Raw genomic sequence first — 18,570 nt, 5'->3', positions numbered from 1 at the left:
TTCGGCTCGATGGGATCGATGTCCGGGGATCAGCGAATCGGCGCTCACCTTGGGAGTCCGACCCTGGTCTGGCGAATTGCGGTCTGTCGCAAAGATACCATAGACAAGCGATCCCTCTTGCACAACGCGGAAATGCGCCGATTCGGCGAACAAGTTCGTCGCGGGGAAGCCGGGCTGCCACCTTCCACCGGGGCAACCCGTCCGGGGTACGATCCGGCCACGCCGAGGTTTGCCGTCCTGCTCACTGTTGCAGGAACGGCACCCCCGGCCGGAATTGACCAAGGGGATGACGATCCGCGTTGAGAGCGTTGAATTGGCTGGGCTATAGCTGGTCATCCGGCGCCGGTTTCCGCCGCTTGCCCATTGCCGCACACCCTCTGCCGCCGAGGAGATTTGATGCCACGGCCGCCCAGCCTGCCCACCGCCGCCGCACCCGACCGCCTGCCGCGTTGCGCCCGTTCGCCGCGGAGATCGGCTGGCCGTGTCCTCGGGGTGCTTGTGCTGGCGTTGGTGCTGCTGGGTTTCGGGTCGGCCGGGATGACGGCCGGGCCGGCGACGGCGCAGACCACGGCGGCCCTGCCATCGGCGCCGCCGCGCACGGCGGTGGTCGATGCCCGGCTGGGCATCCATCCGGACAAGACCCGCTTCGTGCTGGAACTGAGCGACCCGGTGTCCTTCACCGTGTCGGTCGCTGCCGAGCCCTACCGCGTCGTCGTCGATCTGCCCGACCTGATCTGGCCCGGCGGGGCGCTGCCGGTGGAGGGCAAGGGGGTGGTCGCGCGTTACCACCATGCCGGAGGTCCGCGCGGCACGCGGCTGACCTTCGAGACGGTCGGTCCCGCCCGGCTGCGCGAGGGCTACATGATTCCGGCGCGCGACGGCCATCAGCCGCGCCTCGTCCTCGATCTGGAAAAGACGACGCCGGCCGAGTTCCGGCAGCTCGCCGCGGCCGGCAGGGATGCGAAGGAGGTCGGCGGCAAGGGGCAGCTGACGATGTCGTCCATCGTGTCGTCGGCGATGGCGGTTCCGGCCCCGGTTCCGGCCCCGCAGCCTTCGCCGCCCGCCGCCGATCCCGCCAGCACGGTTTCGGCTCCGCCGCCCTTCGCCCCGCTGCCGCCGATCCCGCCGGCCCAGCTGATCCCGGCCGCTCTGCCCGTCGCTCCGCCGCTGCCGGACAACAAGCCGCCGACGGTGGCGGAAAAGCCGCTGATCGTGCTCGACCCCGGTCATGGCGGCCAGGACCCCGGCGCCATCGGCGTCGGCGGCATCTATGAGAAGGACATCACGCTCGCCACCGCCAGGGAGGTGAAGCGCCAGCTGGAGGCGACCGGCCGCTACCGGGTGAAGCTGACCCGCGACAGCGACGTGTTCATCCGCCTGCGCGACCGCGTCGCCATCGGGCGCGAGGCCGGGGCCGACCTGTTCATCTCGCTGCATGCCGACAGCATCAGCAGTGGCGACATGCGCGGCCTGTCGATCTACACCCTGTCCGACAAGGCGTCCGACCGTGAGGCGGAGATGCTGGCGGCCAAGGAGAACAAGGCCGACGCCCTGGTCGGTCTCGACCTGTCGGGCGAGAACCAGCTGGTCGCCAACATCCTGATCGATCTGGCCCAGCGCGACACGATGAACCATTCCAAGCGTTTCGCGACGTTGGCGTTGCAGACTCTGGGGCGCGACGTGCCGCTGATCTCCAGCCGGCCGCACCGGCAGGCCGGCTTCGCCGTGCTGACCGCGCCCGACGTGCCGTCGGCGCTGATCGAGATGGGGTATCTGTCGAACCGGCAGGATGTCGGTCTGCTGACCTCCGGCACGCACCGCGAGCGGCTGGGCAAGTCGCTGGCCCGGACCATCGACAGCTATTTCCGCTGGCTGCACGGCTCGCAGCGCAGCTGAGACGTGCCGGCGAGGGGCGGCTTACCCCTTCTGCGCCGGCGATTTCTTGTTCGCGCCCTCTGCGCGTCACATTTTCCTGACATGACGGGAACGGGGGCGGCGCTTCGCGGCGCGGCGGTGTAGGATGCGCCGCCCTGTCAGGCATGGCTCGCTGCCCCAACCCGGAAAAGGGCGGGCTTCAGCCACGCTCTTCGTCGTTTCTTGCGGGATCGGTCATGCGCCTCCTTCTGTCCTTGCTGATGGCCTTCGTGATGCTGGTTCTTGCCGGCGCCGGAGGGCTGGTCTTCCTGTTCGAGCATTACGACCACGACCTGCCCGACTACACCAAGCTGGCCAACTACGAGCCGCCGGTGACCACGCGCATCTATGCCGGCGACGGGCGCCTGATGGCCGAATTCGCGTCGGAACGGCGCATCTTCGTTCCCATCGACGCCATGCCGCGTCAGGTGATGAACGCCTTCATGGCGGCCGAGGACAAGAATTTCTATGGCCATCAGGGCGTCGACCCAATCGGCATCCTGCGCGCGATCCTGACCAACATCGAGAATTTCGGCCGCGAGCGCCGGCCGGTGGGCGCCAGCACGATCACGCAGCAGGTCGCCAAGAACATGCTGCTGACCAACGAGGTGTCGTTCGCCCGCAAGATCAAGGAAGCGATCCTGGCGGTCCGCATCGAGCGGGCCTTCACCAAGGACCGCATCATCGAGCTGTACCTGAACGAGATCTTCCTGGGCAACCGGTCCTACGGCGTGGCGGCGGCGGCGCTGAACTACTTCAACAAGGCGCTGGACGAGCTGAGCATCGAGGAGGTCGCCTTCCTGGCGGCCCTGCCCAAGGCACCGTCCAACTACAACCCCGACCGCCAGCATGACGCGGCCATCGCCCGCCGCAACTGGGTGATCGGCCGCATGGCGGAAGACGGCTACATCACGCCGGAGGAGGCGAAGGCAGCCCAGGGGCGCCCGTTGGTCACCCGCAAGCGCGACGAGCAGGAGGTGGTGACCTCTGAATATTTCGCCGAGGAGATCCGGCGCGAGCTGGTGAAGCTCTATGGCGAGCAGGCGCTGTACGAGGGCGGGCTGTCGGTCCGCGCCTCGATGGATCCGGTGCTGCAGGCCACCGCCACCAAGTCGCTGCGCGACGGGCTGATCGCCTACGACCGCCGCCATGGCTGGCGCGGCCCGGTCGCCAAGATGGAGAATTTCGACAACTGGCCGAAGAAGCTGGCCGCCATGCCGCCGCCCGCGGGCTCCGAGGGCTGGAAGCTGGCGGTCGTGCTGAAGGACGACCAGGCGGACGGGCTGGACATCGGGGTGGCCGACGGCACACGCGGCCGCATCCCGCTGTCCGAGCTGCGCTGGGCCCGCGCCTCCAAGGACGGCGACATCGCCGGGCCGGCGATCCGCAAGCCGTCCGACGTGGCCAAGCTGGGCGACATCCTGCTGGTCGAGGCGGTGAGCGGCCCGCCGGCCAAGGACGAGGACGAGAAGCCGGCCAAGAAGACCGACAAATCGGCCGCGAAGGAGCTGCCGCCGGGCAGCTACGGCCTGCGCCAGATCCCGCAGGTGCAGGGCGGTCTGGTGGCGCTCGACCCGCACACCGGCCGCGTGCTGGCGATGGTCGGCGGCTTCTCTCCGGCGATGAGCGTGTTCAACCGCGCCACCCAGGCGCTGCGCCAGCCCGGTTCGTCCTTCAAGCCCTTCGTCTACCTGACGGCGCTGAACCAGGGCTTCACCCCGTCGTCGCTGGTGATGGACGCGCCCTTCTCCTTCGATCCGGGCGGCGGGCAGCCGGTCTGGCGGCCGGAGAACTTCAGCCACGAGTTCTACGGCCCGACCCCGCTGCGTGTCGGCATCGAGAAGTCGCGCAACGTCATGACCGTCCGCCTCGCCCAGCAGATCGGCATGGACAAGGTCAAGGCGCTGGTCGAGAAGTTCGGCATCGTCGACAATCTCCAGCCCTATCTGCCGATGTCGCTGGGCGCCGGCGAGACGACGGTCCTGCGGCTCGCCACCGCCTACGCCATGCTGGACAATGGCGGCAAGCGGGTGGTGCCGACCTTCATCGACCGTGTGCAGGACCGCAACGGCAAGACCGTCTTCCGCCACGACAACCGTGCGTGCGAGGGCTGCACCAACGTCAGCTGGAAGGACGGCATGGCCGTCCCCGCCGTGCCCGACACCCGCGAGCAGGTGAACGACCCGCGCACCACCTACCAGATCGTCTCGATCCTGGAAGGCGTGGTCCAGCGCGGCACCGCGGCGGCGCTGAAGTCGCTGGGCAAGCCGCTGGCCGGCAAGACCGGGACCACCAACGACAGCCACGACGCCTGGTTCATGGGCTTCTCGCCCGATCTCGTGGTCGGCACCTATATCGGCTTCGACCAGCCGCGTTCGCTGGGCGGTCACGAGACCGGCGGGTCCGCCGCTGTGCCGGTGTTCAAGGAGGTCATGCAGGTGGCGCTGAAGGACAAGCCGGCGACGCCGTTCCGCGTGCCGCCCGGCCTGCGCCTTGTCCGCGTCAACCCGGCCAACGGCCAGCTGGCCCAGTTCGGCGACAGCCGGGCCATCTGGGAAGCCTTCCTGCCGGGCACCGAGCCCAACCCCGACCAGCCGCAGATGGTGCTGGACGGGTCCTCGCAAGGTGCTGGCGCCATGATGGGCGGCGATCCGAACGCCGGTTTCGGGGCCCAGCAGCCGGGCATACCGGCCCCGCCCGCCGCGGCGACGCTGGGAACCGGCGGGCTGTACTGAGCCGGAAAGAGAAAGGGGCGCCCACCGCGGGCGCCCCTTTTTCGTTGGCTACAGTGATGGCGCTCAAGCGATCAGTGCGTCGTGTTTCCGGTCCCCGACAGCGACGCCATCGCATCGACCGGGCAGCTGCCGAGCGGGCGCAGGTCGGGTTCCATCGCCGCGAACATCGCGCGCACGCCGTCCTCGTTGACATGCAGGGCGTCCATGAACAGCTCGTCCTTGTCCACCGCGCGGCGGGCGTCGATCACGGTGACGCCGGCGGGCAGGCGGCCCTTCAGGTCGGCGAAGAAGGCGTCGAAATTCTTCAGCTTGCCGGCATAGGTCGGGAAATAAGGGGTGATGACCACCGCCACCCGGGTGCCCTGCGCCTGGGCGCTGGCGATGATGTGGTCCAGCGCCTGCCAGTTGGCGGCATCGGCGGTCATCATCTCCTCCGGTGCGGCGGCGAGCTGCGCCTTCATCGGGTCCGGGATGGCGCCCACCAGGGTGCGGTCGGCGGCGGGCTTAACCAGCCCGGCGATCAGCCGCATGGTCTGATTGTTGTTGAAGGTCATCAGGTTGAAGGCGTGGTTGGCCATCCACAGCTCCTGGTTTTCCTGACGGACGAAGGCGTCGATCCGCGGCGAGTAGTAGGCCAACAGCGGCAGGTCGGCCAGATCGTGCGGGTTGTCGACCAGGCCGGTCGGCTCCAGCACCAGCAGGCGCGGCGCGCCATGCCGCTCGACGTAATCGTCCCACAGCAGCGCCGACAGGACGGTCGGCGCCCCGCCCATGCCGAGGTTCAGCGCCCGGCCGCAGGTCATGTCCTGAAGTGCGGAAACCGGGAAGTGGTTGTCCGCCCGCGAGTTGCCGAGCACCAGCACGTCGGCCGGGCCGCTGGCCGGCTTGGCGGCGGGGCCGGTCGCCGGACCGTTGGCCGGCCGCGGCTGCGTCGTCAGGGCGGCCTTCACCAGCAGGGCGTTCGGCTGCTCCTCCTGGCCGGCGGGCGGCTTGATGCCGGGCTTTGCGCCCGGCTGGGCGCCCGGATTGGTCCCTGGGCCGATGGCGGGCTGCGCCTCCGCCTCGAACGGGCGGTAGACCGTCATGAAGCGATCGCTGGAGCGCAGCAGCAGATCGCCCAGCGCCGAGGCCAGAACCCGGTCCATCGCGGTTACGGTGGCGAGGATCAGCGCGATGCAAGCCAGAAGGCGGTACATGGGGAGGTCTCCGTCCGATCAGAACTGGAAGTAGATGAAGGCGTGGTTGGCGAAGCTGCCGAACAGCAGCATCACAAGGATCAGGGCTGAGCAGGCCATCGAGCGGGCCACCACATTGGTCCCGGCATAGCGGCGGCCGGCGCCGCGCTCGACCAGCGCATCGACCAGCAGAACGATCAGGCCGGTGACGGCGACGCGGATCAGCGAGCTGGCCTGCTGGTTGCCCTGCTGGAGGCCGAAATCGCCATGGCCGATGATGCCGAGGATGGTCCAGACGGTTTGCAGGTTGTCGGCGCGGAAGGGCAGCCAGGTCAGCGTCACCACCATGAAGACGAGGCCGATCATCACCAGCCGCCCGGCGGCCAGCATCGGGCCGCTGAGGCGCACCGGGCTGGCGGCGGCCAGCCGGCGGGCACCGTCCTCAACCAGCATCAGGCCGCCATGCATCGCGCCCCACAGCACGAAGGTCCAGTTGGCGCCGTGCCACAGGCCGGAGATCAGCATGGTGATGACGACGTTGCGGATGCGCAGCCAGCGCGTGCGGCTGCCGCCCATCGGCACATAGACGTAATCGCGGAACCAGGTGGACAGCGAGATGTGCCAGCGGCGCCAGAAATCGCGCATGCCGGTGGCGAAGTAGGGGCGGGCGAAATTCTCGCACATGGTGTAGCCGAAGATCTGCGCCAGCCCGATGGCGATCAGCGAATAGCCGGCGAAGTCGCCGTAAATCTGCAAGGAGAAGCAGAACAGCCCGATCACATGCTGGAGCGCGTTGAAGAACTCCGGCTGGTGGAAGCGGGCGTCGACCACCACGGCGGCGTTGTCGGCCAGACCGATCTTCAGGAAATAGCCCCAGATCACCTTTTCCAACCCGGCGAAGCGTTCCTCGAACGGGATCTCGCGCGGGCGCTGCTGGATTTGCGGCAGCAGGTCGCGCGCCCGCACGATCGGGCCGGCCACCAGCTGCGGGAAGAAGGCGACGAAGGTGGCGTATCGCATCAGCGAGCGCTCCGGCTCCTTCACCTCGCAGGTGTAGAGGTCGATGCCGTAGCTGAGATTCTGGAAGGTGTAGAAGGAGATGCCGACCGGCAGCAGGATGTCCAGCGTACGCCGTCCGATCTCGACCCCCAGCGAGGCCAGCGCGATCTCGGCGCTGTCGGCGAAGAAGTTGTAGTATTTGAAGAAGAACAGCATGCCCAGGTTGGCGCCCAGGCTGATGAACAGGTACATCTTCTTCGTGCTGCGGTCGGGCGAGTCTGCGATCTTCAATCCGCAATAGAAGTCGATGAAGGTGCTGAGCGCCAGCAGCCCGCAGAACCGGTAATCCCAATAGCCGTAAAAGATATAGCTGGCCACCAGCAGGAAGGGCGTGAAGGCGCGCGTGCGGGCCAGCGCCATGAAGCCGGCGCTGAACACGGTGATGAACAGCAGGAAATTCAGGCTGGTGAAGCTCATCGTGCCCCCGGCAGAGGTGTCGCGCGTCCAGGCGTTCGCGCAAGGAATGCCCTGCGCGGAATCGCGCCAGGGGATGCCCGGCGAGATCGCGCAAGAAAGGTGAAGAACGACGCAGAAGATAAGCTCGATTTCGGGGAATCCCGGCTGCCGCGGTAGGGTTGTGCGGCCGGATATGGGACGTACTCTGAAATGAACCTGTCCGATGATTCCAAACGGCTAGGACCTCCAAGCAGGGGCTCGGCCATACTCGAAAGTGGCAAGCCGTCCCGGTGCGGCGGCGCGGTCCGGGATGGAGCTGCTCATTAAGGGGGTGCAAGCCGGGGGGCGAGCGGCTACATATGCAGCCGACACACCCTTCAACTCTGGCTGACGAGGAGGCACCGCCATGCGGGCCGAGATCGAAGCGGCCGCCGGCGAGATCAGAGAATCGCTGGCGCTGCTGAGGAGGCATCTTTGACTGGGACAATGCACTGCGGCGTCTCGACGAACTGAACAACCTCGCCGAGGATCCCAAGCTTTGGGACGATCCGACGCGGGCCCAGACCATCATGCGCGAGCGCACCCAGCTCGACACCTCCGTCGCCGGCTACCGCGCGCTGGAGCGTGACCTGTCCGACAGCCTGGAGCTGATCGAGATGGGTGAACTGGAGGGGGATGCCACTGTCGTCGCCGATGCGGAGGCCCAGCTCTACGGCCTGCGCGACCGCGCCAACAAGCTGCAGATCGAAAGCCTGCTGTCGGGCGAGGCCGATGCCAACGACTGCTTCGTCGAGGTGAATGCCGGCGCCGGCGGCACGGAGGCCCAGGACTGGGCGCTGATGCTGATGCGCATGTACACCCGCTGGGCGGAACAGCACGGCTACAAGACGGAGTGGCTGGACGAGACGCCGGGCGAAGAGGCAGGCATCAAGTCCGCAACCGTTCAGATCAAGGGCCACAACGCCTATGGCTGGCTGAAGACCGAGGCCGGCGTTCACCGTCTGGTGCGCATCAGCCCGTTCGACAGCCAGGCGCGGCGCCAGACCAGCTTCGCGGCCGTCTCGATTTCCCCGGTGATCGACGACAAGATCGACATCGAGATCAACGAGAAGGACTGCCGCATTGACACCTACCGGGCGTCGGGCGCCGGCGGCCAGCACATCAACAAGACGGACTCGGCGGTGCGCATCACGCACATCCCGACGAACATCGTGGTGAGCTGCCAGCAGGAACGGTCGCAGCACAAGAACCGCGCCAAGGCGTGGGACATGCTGCGTGCCCGCCTGTACGAGCGTGAGCTGAAGATCCGCGAGGATGCCGCCGCTGCGCTGGAAGCCACCAAGACCGACATCGGCTGGGGCCACCAGATCCGTTCCTATGTCCTGCACCCCTACCAGATGGTGAAGGATTTGCGGACGGAGGTGGAAACCTCGCAGAGCCAGGCGGTGCTGGACGGTGCGCTCGATCCCTTCCTGGAGGCCGCACTCGCCGCCCGGATCAAGGGGCAGAGCGACGACGCGCACGCCGCCGGGGGCTGACCGGTCGGATGGGAAAGGGCGGTCGCTTGCGGCCGCCCTTTTCGATTCGGTGCGTTTTTGGAATGTCCATCCATGGAATGGAAGGGTGGGCTCGGCTGTTTCAACAGGCTGCTACTCCAACGATGCGGAGCGACCGATCCATGAACAGACGTCTTCTTCCGGCCCTGAGTGGTGCCGTGCTGTGCGGCGCCATGCTGCTGGCGACCCCGGCCCTTGCTGCCTGCGAAACGGACAATCTGCCCGACGAGATGCGCCGGGCCTTCATCTCCGGCGCCCAGGAGGCGCTGAACGAGCATGGCTTCAACGCCGGCTCGGTCGACGGCCAGATGGGATTGCGCACCCGCACGGCGATCCGCTCCTACCAGCGCGCGGCCAAGCTGCCGGTGGACGGCTGTGCCACCCAGGGTCTTCTCGATCACCTGAATTTCAGCCAGCCCAAGATCTACGGTCCCAGCAAGCCGCGCTGATCCGGCGGCAGGGCTCAGGCCAAGGTCAGGCCAGCATGTCGAGCAGGCGCTTGCTGTTCTCCTGCGTGGCCTGGAGCACCTTGGCGTTCGCGGCGAAGTCCACCTGGGCCGAGGTCAGGTCCAGCACCACGGCGGGGTCCAGGTTGCCGGAGGCGATCTGTTCCGACGCCGCTTCGGTGCGCGCCTGCGCGTCCTGAAGGCCGTCGACGGCGCTGGCCTGCGGCCGGTAGGGCGTGGCGGTGGTGGCCGATCCGATGTCCATGGCGCGCTGTCCGGCTGGTTGAGCGGCCAGCATAAGGCGGCGGGGGTTTAGGGTTGGTGAATGGGGGAACTGCTCCCCCAGACTGTCAACTGTCCGCCATCACCCCTGCGCCAGCCAGTCGGCCAGCCGTCCCAGGAAGGCCGCAGCCTCTGCCGGGTCGTGCAGGCTCCAGGTCGCCGCCGTCTCCGCCGGGCCGTCCATCACCCGGATGCCGATCCCGTTGCCGTCGCCCCGGCCGGCCAGGGCCCGGAAGGCATCCTCGTCGGTTTCATCGTCGCCGAGATAGATCGGCATGGTGCCGTCCCCCTCCAGCCCCAGCGCCTCCAGCAGGGCGAGCACGGCGCGGCCCTTGTCCCAGGGCAGGTTGGGGCGAAGCTCGAACAGTTCCTTGCCACCGGTCATGCGCAGGCGCGGCTGGGTCTCCACCACCGCACGGACGGCGTCGGCGACCCGAGGCTTCTCCGGCGGCGCGACCTGACGGGTGTGGATGGCGATGGCGAAGCGCTTGCGCTCCACCAGCGCGCCGGCAATACCGCCGAGCCGGTCGCGCAGACTCCCATCGGCAATGTCGAGGTCGGGGACATACTCCACCCCCACCTGCCGGCGCAGGTCCGGACCGCGCAGGTCGAAGCCGTGGCTGCCGGCATAGACCAAGCCATCCACCGCCACCATCGCGGTCAGATCGTCCAGGTCGCGGCCGCTGACGAAGGCGACCGGGCAGAGCGCCGACAGCCGCTGCACCACCGTGCGCGCCAGGTCGGGCATCACCGCCAGTTCGGGGCGCGGCGCAATGGCGGCCAGCGTTCCGTCATAGTCGAGGAACAGCGCGGGGAGGCGGCCGTCCAGGGATGCGGTGAAGGCGTCGAATTCCGCCAAGGCGGAGGGGGGAATGAGGGTCAAGGCTGGGTCCTCAGCGCCGCTGCCGGTCGGAATGCGGCGGCCGACTAATGCCTGCACGCCGCGTTGATGTAACGGCCGGACTGCGGGACTGGCTTCCGTTCCAGAAAAAGGAATGACCCGGCTGTGGCCGATGCGCAACAGACCCCTCCAAAAGCTGCGGCCCCATGCAGGGGCCGGCTTTGGGGGTTGCAGCGCCCCCCGCTTCTGGTACTGTTGCAGTGCAGCAAGCGATTGCTGCTTCGCCCTTCTTGGGCGTTTCCTCCCTAAACTCAAGGCCGCTGTTTCCAGCGGCCTTTTTCTTGCCAGAAAGCCCCCTGGTAAGGCAACCCCTGACAAAAGTCATAGCGCTGCGATCTTCCGGTCTGGAGCCGGCGGATCGGCGCGAGAGCCGGACGGGGCCATCACAGCGGCGAGGGACCGGCGACTGCAAAATTCCTTTTGTTTACAAATAGATGAAGCGCGGTTTTCCGGCTCTTCGATCCGGACCGCCGGGCGGCCGACGCCAGCGGGAAGGCCGCGTCCCCAAGTTTGCCGGCATCACTGGGCAGCATGCGCCCCGCAGATTTTTTTCGTGCGGAGCGGGCAGGGGAGCGAAAAACCGCCGCGGGGGGAACAGAGGCACTGCCGCCGGGGGGCGAACTGTCGTATAGATCGAAGCGAAACACTTATCTGCCGTCATCCACAGGAGCCGTTCCCATGGACATCGCCATCATGGTTCTCGCCGTCGCGTTCTTCTTCTGGCAGACCATCACCGACTGAGCGCATTGCCGACCGAACCGGCATCCGACGGTCAGGCGAACGGAAGGGGCGGTCCCATCGGGCCGCCCTTTTTCCATGTCGCCAATTCCATGCCGTCAATCGGCGTGACGGCGCGTCAGTCTGCGGCGATGGGCGGTTCCAGCCGGGCATGTGCCGACGCGATCAGTTGCAACGTCTCCATGATCGAGCCGATAGCCTCGTGCAGGTCGGCCTGCTCGTCGCCGGGCAGGGTCGCCAGCACCGTCTCCAGTTCGACCGCCGCGTCCTGCAAACGCGCACAGGCATGCTCCAGATGGAGGCCGGTGCCTAGGCCTGCCTGCTGAGCGCTTGCGCCGGTATCATTTGCAGAATGCAAACGCGCAGCCGGTTTTCCGGCCCGCGTCGCGTTCCGGTTTGCAAAATGCAAATGAACGCTGCTGCCCGTGGCTCGCGTCCCCAATTTCTTCCGCATCATGGGCATGTCCCCCGTTCGGTCTGAGCGGAGAATGCGCAAGTCCCGTGCCACCCGTGACCGTTGGTTGCGGCTGCTGTCTCGAAAGTGGTGCTTTGGCCGGAATGCCGGTCAGTCCGGCCACAGGCGGGCGGCACCGCGCATGCCGCTTTCCGCGCCATGGCGGGCAATAACCATCCGGGTGCGCGGATGGGCTGCCAGCGTCCAGGCGCCCCAGCGCCGCGTCACCGCCTCGCACAGGCCGGGCAGGGCGGACAGGCCGCCACCGACCACCACCATGTCGGGATCCAGCAGGTTCAGCACCGGCGCCAGCGCGCGGGCCAGGGCATCGGCATGCCGGGCCAGCGTTGCGGCCGCGGCGGCCTCCCCGGCCTGGGCGCGGACGGCGATTTCCGGCGAGTCCAGCGTCTCGCCGGTCAGATGGCGGTGCAGGCGCGACAGCCCGGCCCCGCACAGCATGGTTTCCAGGCAGCCCATTCGGCCGCAGCCGCAGGGCACCGGCGGGCCGTCCGCCTCCTCGCGCCAGGGCAGCGGCGCATGGCCCCATTCGCCGGCCAGCCCGGTGGCGCCGGGCAGGATGCGGCCATCCACGACGATGCCGCCGCCGACCCCGGTGCCGAGGATGACGCCGAACACCACCGGACCTCCGCCGGCTGCCGCCCCATCGGTCGCCTCCGACAGGGTGAAGCAGTTGGCATCGTTGGCGATCCGCACCGGCCGCCCGAGCCGCCGCGTGGCGTCCGCGACGACTCTATGGCCCTCCAGCCAGGGCAAATTGACCGCACGCACCCGTCCGGCCGTGGCGTCGACCAGACCGGGAAGGCTGATGCCGACACCGCCGGTTCCAGCCGGGTCGAGGGCGTTCACCGTCTCCGCCAGGGCGTCCAGCGTGGCGTCGTAGCCGCGGGGGGTCGGACGGCGGTGGCGGGCGAGTTCCGTCCCGTCGCGGTCCAGCGCCACGGCGGCGATCTTGGTGCCGCCCAAATCGATTCCGACTCGCATGACTGTCGCTGTCCGGATGGTGGGATATGACCGAATTTCGGCGGCAACCCTATACGCCTCCCCCGTCCGGCGGACCAGGGTTGCTTTCGTGCCGGAAGGGTCAGTCCACCCACCCCGGAAGAGAGGGGGCAACCGCCCTTTGCTCCGTCGGGGCTTGGGGGGCGCATCACTAGAGTCTCATCAGCGCATCCTTCACTGATCGGCGTCTTGAGATGTCCATGGACCGTTCTGCCCCGAAACATTCCTCGCGCGCCCGCCGCGCTGCTCCGGGCCACCACGATCCCGTTTCCGAGTCCGCCGGTGTCACGGCGGCCGAGATTCGCGATGGACTGGTGCTCGCCTTCCTGGCGCGCAAAAGGCTGCTGGTGCTGGTGGGCGACGCCGGCTCGGGCCGTCCCGCCCTGTTCCGCCAGCTGGTCGAGCATGTCGAGGCCGACGGCGCCATGGCGCTGCCGGTCGCGGCGTCGGTCGGATCGGAGGTGGAGGATCTGGTCGCCGCCGCTGGCACCGGCGCCCTGCCCTATCTGGTTCCGGGGGAGGACGGCGAGACCGATTTCGACGCGCTGATCGCGGCGCTGGAAGAGCGGCTGGAGCTTGCAGGATCGGGGCTGCTGGCGGTGGACAACGCCGCCGTGCTGGCGCCGCCGGTGCTGGCCGATCTGGTCGATCTGACGCGGGCGGAGACGCCGGCCGGCCGCTTCATGCAGGTGCTGCTCTGCGGCACGCCGGAACTGGAAGGCACTTTGGCGCGCGCCGGCCTGACCGACGAGTTGCGCGACATGGGCGTGATCTACCGGATGACGGCGGGCGGCGGCTTCGTCGACGACGTGCGCGAGCCTGCTCCGGCGCCTCAGCCCGTGCCCCGGCCTGCACCACATCCTGGGCCGATGCTGGCGGTACCGCCCCAGCCCCAACCGCAGCAGGTTCCGGTGCAATCCGCCGCGATTCCGCCGGCGAACGATTGGTCGGTGGGGCAGCGCCGGGAACACCTGCCGCAGGAGGATCGCTGGCAGGGCGACCAGAGCTGGACCGACCGCGGCGCCGGGCCGATGGCTGGCGCAGAGGGCCAGGGCTGGTCGCCGGACGGCGGTCAGGCCGGTGCCATGCGGGCGCCGCGGCGGACCGCGCTCTATGCCGGGGCGGCCCTGACCACGCTGGTCCTGCTGGGGGCCGCCGGTGCCGCCATTGCCACCGCCATGCCGGGCGCCTTCCCCGACCGTGCTCTGGCCATGGTCGAGGAGGGCTGGGCCAAGGCGCGCGATGCGGTCGAACGGACCGTGCAGGGCCTGACCGGGGCCGCAGCACCGGCCGAGCAGCAGCATGCCGTCACGGTGCCGGTCGCACCCGCTCCCGAAATGAGAGTGTCTCCCGCGGTCGCTCCTTCCACCGCACCGACGGCCCCGACCACGCAGACGGCTTCCCAGCCTCCCGCCGCGCCGCCGCCCGCCGCTGCCGGCACCCAGACGGTGTCGAAGCCAGTGACGCCTGCCTCGACGACGGTGCCGACAGCGGCGGCTCCGGTTGAAACCGCGGCGTTGCCGCCGGCCCAGGGGCTACCGTCCGCCGCCAAGGCCTCCGCGACCGGCAACACGGAAGCGGCGCCGGGCGTCGCCTCGCTGCCACCGCTGGAAGACCCGTCGACGACCGCCGCGGTTCCTCCTGCTCCCCAGCCTGCCGCTCCGGATGCCGATACCGCCCAGCGCGTGCGGACGATGGTCGATCAGGCCCGCCGCCAGATCGCCGGCAAGCGCCTGACCACCCCGCCGGGCGACAACGCCTATGAGACGGTGCAGCGCATCCGCCAGATCGCGCCGTCGTCGCCGGAGGCGGTGGAGCTGCTGACCACCATGACGGACACCTATCGCCGCTGGGCGATGCTGGCCGAGCGGGACGGCGACTGGTCGGAAACGAAGCGCTTCTACGAGCGGGCGCAGATGATCGCGCCGGAAAGCCCCGATCTGGCCGAGCGCATCCGTGCCGCGAGCGAACAGCGGGTCTACACCGGTCCTTCCGTCGGCCCTGCCACCGGGACCGCTGTCGGCACCGTGCCGGGAAGCTCCGCGGCGCCGGTGAACGCGACGCCGGGGCTGGGCGACCGCGAGTCGGTTCTGGCCCTGCTGCGCAACCCGGCGGAGCTGTCGCGCACGCTCCAGGCGGGCGCCAGCGCAGACACGCGGCTGGACAACGGCAAGACCCTGCTGATGATCGCCGCCGAACAGGGGCTGGCCGACGCAGTGCGCGTGCTGCTGGACCGCCACGCCCGCACCGACCTGCGCACCTCCGACGGCGCCACCGCGGTGATGTATGCCGCCTGGGGCGGGCATGACGGGGTGGTCCGGGCGCTGGCCGAGGGCGGCGCCGACCTCGACACCACCAACAGCGACGGCAAGACCGCGCTGATGGCCGCCGCCGCCCGCGGCCACCAGGAGGTGGCGCGCACGCTGATCCAGCGCGGGGTGATGGTCGACCGCACCACCGCCTATGGCTGGTCGGCGCTGATGTACGCCGCCAACAACGGGCACGAGGCGGTGGCGAAGCTGCTGCTCGACAGCGGGGCGAACCCCTACCGCATGGATGCCAACGGCAACTCCGCCCTGACGCTGGGCGCGTTGCAGGGGCATGTGCAGGTGGTGGAAGCCCTGAAGCCGCGCTGATCGAAGCCGGGTTGATCCTACCGTCGGATCCCCCCGGTAGCGTCTACTGGTCGAGGCGGACGGAGCCGCGCCACATCCCGGCGCTCTGTCCGCCATTGGCGTAGTGGAAGATGCCGGGGCCGTCCGGCTGGCCGTTGCGGAACCGTCCGGCGAAGCGGCTGCCGTCGTTGAAGGTCATCACGCCGAAGCCGGACATCAGGTCGCCCGACCATTCCCCTTCATAGGTCTGCCCGTTGGCGAAATGGTAGACGCCGGTTCCCTGGCGGATCGGGCGGCCCAGTGCCGTGTTGGTTCCCGAATTCGACGAAGGCTGTGCCCAGCCGCCTTCATAGCGGTCGCCACCGGAAAAGCCGTAGCTCCAGAACCGGCTGTCGGGGCGGCTGCGCGCCCGCTCCGCTGCGGTGCGGGCATCGCCCAGCGCGCGCATCGCCTGCTGCTCCGCCTCCACCGCCGGGCCGTCCGGGGTGGAGAAGCCGGTTCCGGCCGGTGCGGTGGGGAAGCTGCGCTGCTCGGTCTGGACCGGGTCGGAGTTGCCTGCGGCAGGCGGCTCGCTGCCTTGCTCTATACCGGGATCGCCGAAGGACGGTCCGGCCTCCACCGGGCCACGGCCACGGGCAGCCTGCGGCGACGGGTCGGCCCAGCGGGCCGACAGCGCCCCTGCGGTGAGATAGCCGGTTCGCCCGGCCGAGTCGCGCACGCGCAGCCAGCTTCCTTCCGGCACCGACTCCAGCACCGTCACGGCGCTGCCCGCCGCCAACTGGGCGACACCGCGGGCGCCGACCGCCGGCCGGTCGAACAGGACGCCCGACTTCGCCATCTCATAATTGCCGGGCGGAAGGCTGGAACCTGTCACCGCCGGCGGTTCCTTCGCCGGAGCGGCGGCGGAGGGCGTGGGCGCTGCCGGAGGCGTGGCTGGCGGGGTGGCCGGTGGTTTGGCAGGGGCGGCGACGGCCGGCACCAGCACCAGAGTGCTGCCCAGCCTATCCTGGAGCCAGGGCAACTGCCGGCCGTCGCTGCGTTGGGCGACCGAACGCGCGACCTCGGCCAGCGAATCGCGGAAGGCGACACCGGGCCTGACCATCTCGCGCGCCAGCGCGGCAGTGAAGGCATCGGGCCCCTTGCCCGACTTCGGCGGCACCGGCGGCACGCCCGGACGGTGGGCATAGACGACGAACAGGCCGTCGGCCTCCATCGGCGTGCCCAGCGCACTGCCGCCGACCCGCTGGGCCAGCGCCTCGGCGACGCCGGGATCGATCACCACGATGGATTTGCGCCCGCTGTCGCGCAGGTCGCTCAGCACGCTGTCGAGGTCGAGGGCGTTGCGCGGCAGGTCGTCCGCTCCGGTGGGGGCGGCATCGGCGGGCAGCAGAAACTCCCGCTCCCCCAGCCCGACGGCGAGGCCGGTGTAATAGACGAAGCCGAGGTCGGCCCCCGACAGCGCCTCACGGAAACGCTCCAGCGCCGATTCCATGGCGACCCGTCCGACATTGTCGGCCCGCGTCACCGAAAAGCCGGCGCTGCGCAAGGCCGACGCCATGGCCGAGGCGTTGGCTGCCGCCTGATCGGACCGGCCGTCGAGCGCGGTGTAGCGGCCGTTGTCGACGACCAACGCCACGCGCTTGCCGGTCTCCGCCTGGGCGCCGCCCGCCTGCATCCCGCCGAAGGGCAGGGCGGCCAGCAGTGCCGCCGTCAGGACGGTTGCCTCGAGCCGGCGCCTCCACCGGCCGGCCGGGCGGCGGTCTGCATGGCTTGCGGGCGGGAGTGCGGTCTTCGTCACGGCGTTCCATCCTTCGTAATCGCGGCAGCCACTTGCCATGGGAGTGGGCATAAACCCACGGCCATGCCCCACAGCCATGACCGTGGGCGCCGCCCGTCGCCGGGAAGCGTACCGCCGCGGGGAGCATAGCCTTTTCCGCAAGTCGGGAGCGCCGCTCATTCGGAGCGTCGGACTGTGCCGGCGTTACCCCGCGTGGGCGAGGGTAGCTCTGGCGCACGCGTCACACCTCCGGTAGCAGCGGGAGATCCGGCGATGTATCGCTTTCCCTTCGCGGCGAAGCCGCCTATATGACGCTCCTTCGCAGACAACGAGGTTCGCCATGCCGCCCGCCAAGCCGTCCGCCGTCCGGATGTCCGACACCGAAATCGCCCGCGTGCAGATGTACCTGCGCAAGACGCTGGGCAATCCCAAGATCGTGATCGAGCCGCCGGCCAAGCCCGGCCAGTCGGCCGAAGTGACGGTGGATGGCGAATTTTTCGGCACGCTGAACCGTGACGAGGATGAGGGCGAGGTGTCCTATGCCCTGAACGTCGTCATCCTGGAAGAGGACCTGCCGGAGCCGCCGGCCATTCCGCGCCGCTGATTTTCCGGTCTTTTCCAGCCTATCGCCCTGGGGCGCCCTATGGCGTCGTGCGTTTGATGTGAAACGCACGACGCCATAGCTTTATGTTTGGCAGCTTTATGTTTGGCGATCGGATTCACGCTTCAAATCGAGTCCGATTTTACGCGATCCGATCTAGCGGCTGCGAGCGCGAAGCTCCGCTGCCAGGGCGGCCAGCAGGGTCTGTCCGCCCGACAGGGTCAGGCCGCGGACGAGGACAATCGCCTTGTGGCCGCCGCGCCGGTGCATGACCAGCCGCACATTGCGGCTGCCGGCAGCCTTCAATTCCGCCTTCACCGCATCGTTGGGCGCCACGTTGCCGGCGACGAGAGTCATCTCCGCCTTGTGACGGTAGTCGTGCGCCGGATCGATCCAGGCGACGAACAGCGGCTTGCCGCCCACCATCGGATAAAGCGCCAGATCCCGGATCGTCTCGTGCGGATGGATGCGCGCGCCGTCCACCGTCAACCCGCGTTCCGTCACGCCGAGCCGCACGGCGCGGCGCTGCACCGTCTCCGACAGGGTCACCACCCACAGCAGCAGCACCGGCACCGCGCAGAAGGCGGCCAGCCATTGCAGCATGCCGGACAGCTCGTCGGGCGCCAGCCCGGCCCCGGCGATGAAGCCGGTCGCCAGCAGTCCCGCGATCAGCAGGTAGCGCGTGCGGATCACCGGCGTCAGAACCGGCGTCGCCACGAAGACGGCGCCGGCCGTGCCGTCTTCGCGCGTGACTTCCAGACTGGGGGGCGGCTTGGCGGCGGGCATGTCGCTGGCACAGTCGTGAATGGGGGGTGATCCTGTTCCGGCGGGGTGCCGCCCGTCCAGTTCTTTCGCCCTATCCCAATTACAGGACATCCGCACCCGCGCTGCGTGTTCGGGT

14 protein-coding genes are annotated in these 18,570 nt (G+C 69.0%); 6 read left to right on the top strand and 8 right to left on the bottom strand.

Annotated features, from left to right (window positions below):
- The first annotated feature begins 396 nt into the window (after positions 1-396).
- Both ABNQ38_RS20870 and ABNQ38_RS20865 read left to right on the top strand, forming a co-directional pair.
- Entirely contained in the window at positions 397-1,896 is a 1,500-nt protein-coding gene (locus tag ABNQ38_RS20870; protein WP_377810005.1) for an N-acetylmuramoyl-L-alanine amidase, read from the top strand.
- 215 nt (positions 1,897-2,111) lie between these two features.
- Positions 2,112-4,649, top strand: a complete 2,538-nt coding sequence (locus tag ABNQ38_RS20865; protein WP_377810004.1) for a penicillin-binding protein 1A — start codon at positions 2,112-2,114, stop codon at positions 4,647-4,649.
- A gap of 71 nt (positions 4,650-4,720) precedes the next feature.
- On the opposite strand, the gene ABNQ38_RS20860 is transcribed toward ABNQ38_RS20865, so the two are convergent.
- Positions 4,721-5,845 carry a hypothetical protein gene (locus tag ABNQ38_RS20860; protein WP_174472689.1) on the bottom strand — a complete coding sequence of 375 codons (1,125 nt, stop codon included), beginning with the start codon at positions 5,843-5,845 and terminating at the stop codon, positions 4,721-4,723.
- 18 nt (positions 5,846-5,863) lie between these two features.
- Positions 5,864-7,300: an MBOAT family O-acyltransferase gene (locus tag ABNQ38_RS20855; RefSeq protein ID WP_377810003.1), complete on the bottom strand. Its 1,437-nt coding sequence runs from the start codon at positions 7,298-7,300 to the stop codon at positions 5,864-5,866.
- A 385-nt stretch (positions 7,301-7,685) separates the two neighbouring features.
- Here ABNQ38_RS20855 and prfB point away from each other — a divergent pair.
- Positions 7,686-8,817, top strand: a protein-coding gene (prfB, locus tag ABNQ38_RS20850) for a peptide chain release factor 2 (RefSeq protein WP_377810002.1) whose coding sequence is annotated in 2 segments (ribosomal slippage) — positions 7,686-7,754 and positions 7,756-8,817 — 1,131 coding nt in all. Because the reading frame shifts where the segments join, the coding sequence is not laid out codon by codon here.
- Positions 8,818-8,957: 140 nt separating this feature from the next.
- A complete protein-coding gene (locus ABNQ38_RS20845; RefSeq protein WP_377810001.1) occupies positions 8,958-9,284 on the top strand; it encodes a peptidoglycan-binding protein in 327 nt (108 codons plus the stop codon).
- A gap of 25 nt (positions 9,285-9,309) precedes the next feature.
- Here ABNQ38_RS20845 and ABNQ38_RS20840 read toward each other — a convergent pair whose 3' ends face one another.
- From ABNQ38_RS20840 to ABNQ38_RS20825, 4 genes are all read right to left on the bottom strand, one after another.
- Positions 9,310-9,546: a hypothetical protein gene (locus ABNQ38_RS20840; protein WP_377810000.1), complete on the bottom strand. Its 237-nt coding sequence runs from the start codon at positions 9,544-9,546 to the stop codon at positions 9,310-9,312.
- A gap of 99 nt (positions 9,547-9,645) precedes the next feature.
- Positions 9,646-10,446 (bottom strand): trehalose-phosphatase, encoded by an 801-nt coding sequence (otsB, locus tag ABNQ38_RS20835; RefSeq protein WP_377809999.1) that lies wholly within the window; start codon positions 10,444-10,446, stop codon positions 9,646-9,648.
- Positions 10,447-11,320: 874 nt separating this feature from the next.
- On the bottom strand, positions 11,321-11,476 hold the full coding sequence (locus ABNQ38_RS20830; RefSeq protein WP_377809998.1) for a hypothetical protein: 156 nt from the start codon (positions 11,474-11,476) through the stop codon (positions 11,321-11,323).
- A 291-nt stretch (positions 11,477-11,767) separates the two neighbouring features.
- On the bottom strand, positions 11,768-12,658 hold the full coding sequence (locus ABNQ38_RS20825) for an ROK family protein (protein ID WP_377809997.1): 891 nt from the start codon (positions 12,656-12,658) through the stop codon (positions 11,768-11,770).
- Between the two features lie 218 nt (positions 12,659-12,876).
- Here ABNQ38_RS20825 and ABNQ38_RS20820 point away from each other — a divergent pair, with 218 nt between their 5' ends.
- Positions 12,877-15,312 carry an ankyrin repeat domain-containing protein gene (locus tag ABNQ38_RS20820; protein ID WP_377809996.1) on the top strand — a complete coding sequence of 812 codons (2,436 nt, stop codon included), beginning with the start codon at positions 12,877-12,879 and terminating at the stop codon, positions 15,310-15,312.
- Between the two features lie 43 nt (positions 15,313-15,355).
- Here the strand turns inward: ABNQ38_RS20820 and ABNQ38_RS20815 are convergent, their stop codons facing one another.
- The gene (locus ABNQ38_RS20815; protein ID WP_377809995.1) at positions 15,356-17,089 is read right to left on the bottom strand and encodes a caspase family protein; all 1,734 of its coding nucleotides are present in this window, start codon (positions 17,087-17,089) and stop codon (positions 15,356-15,358) included.
- 319 nt (positions 17,090-17,408) lie between these two features.
- On the opposite strand from ABNQ38_RS20815, the gene ABNQ38_RS20810 reads away from it, so the two are divergent.
- Positions 17,409-17,672, top strand: coding sequence for a DUF3126 family protein (locus ABNQ38_RS20810; RefSeq protein WP_098740518.1), 264 nt, complete (start codon positions 17,409-17,411; stop codon positions 17,670-17,672).
- Positions 17,673-17,825: 153 nt separating this feature from the next.
- Here the strand turns inward: ABNQ38_RS20810 and ABNQ38_RS20805 are convergent, their stop codons facing one another.
- Positions 17,826-18,455 (bottom strand): hypothetical protein, encoded by a 630-nt coding sequence (locus ABNQ38_RS20805; RefSeq protein ID WP_377809994.1) that lies wholly within the window; start codon positions 18,453-18,455, stop codon positions 17,826-17,828.
- Positions 18,456-18,570 lie beyond the last annotated feature (115 nt).

Origin of the sequence: Azospirillum sp. A29, assembly GCF_042604625.1 — a bacterium.
Classification (GTDB): domain Bacteria; phylum Pseudomonadota; class Alphaproteobacteria; order Azospirillales; family Azospirillaceae; genus Azospirillum; species Azospirillum palustre.
The sequence above is the reverse complement of the archived record's forward strand: the minus strand, read 5'-3'. Positions and strand labels throughout refer to the sequence as shown.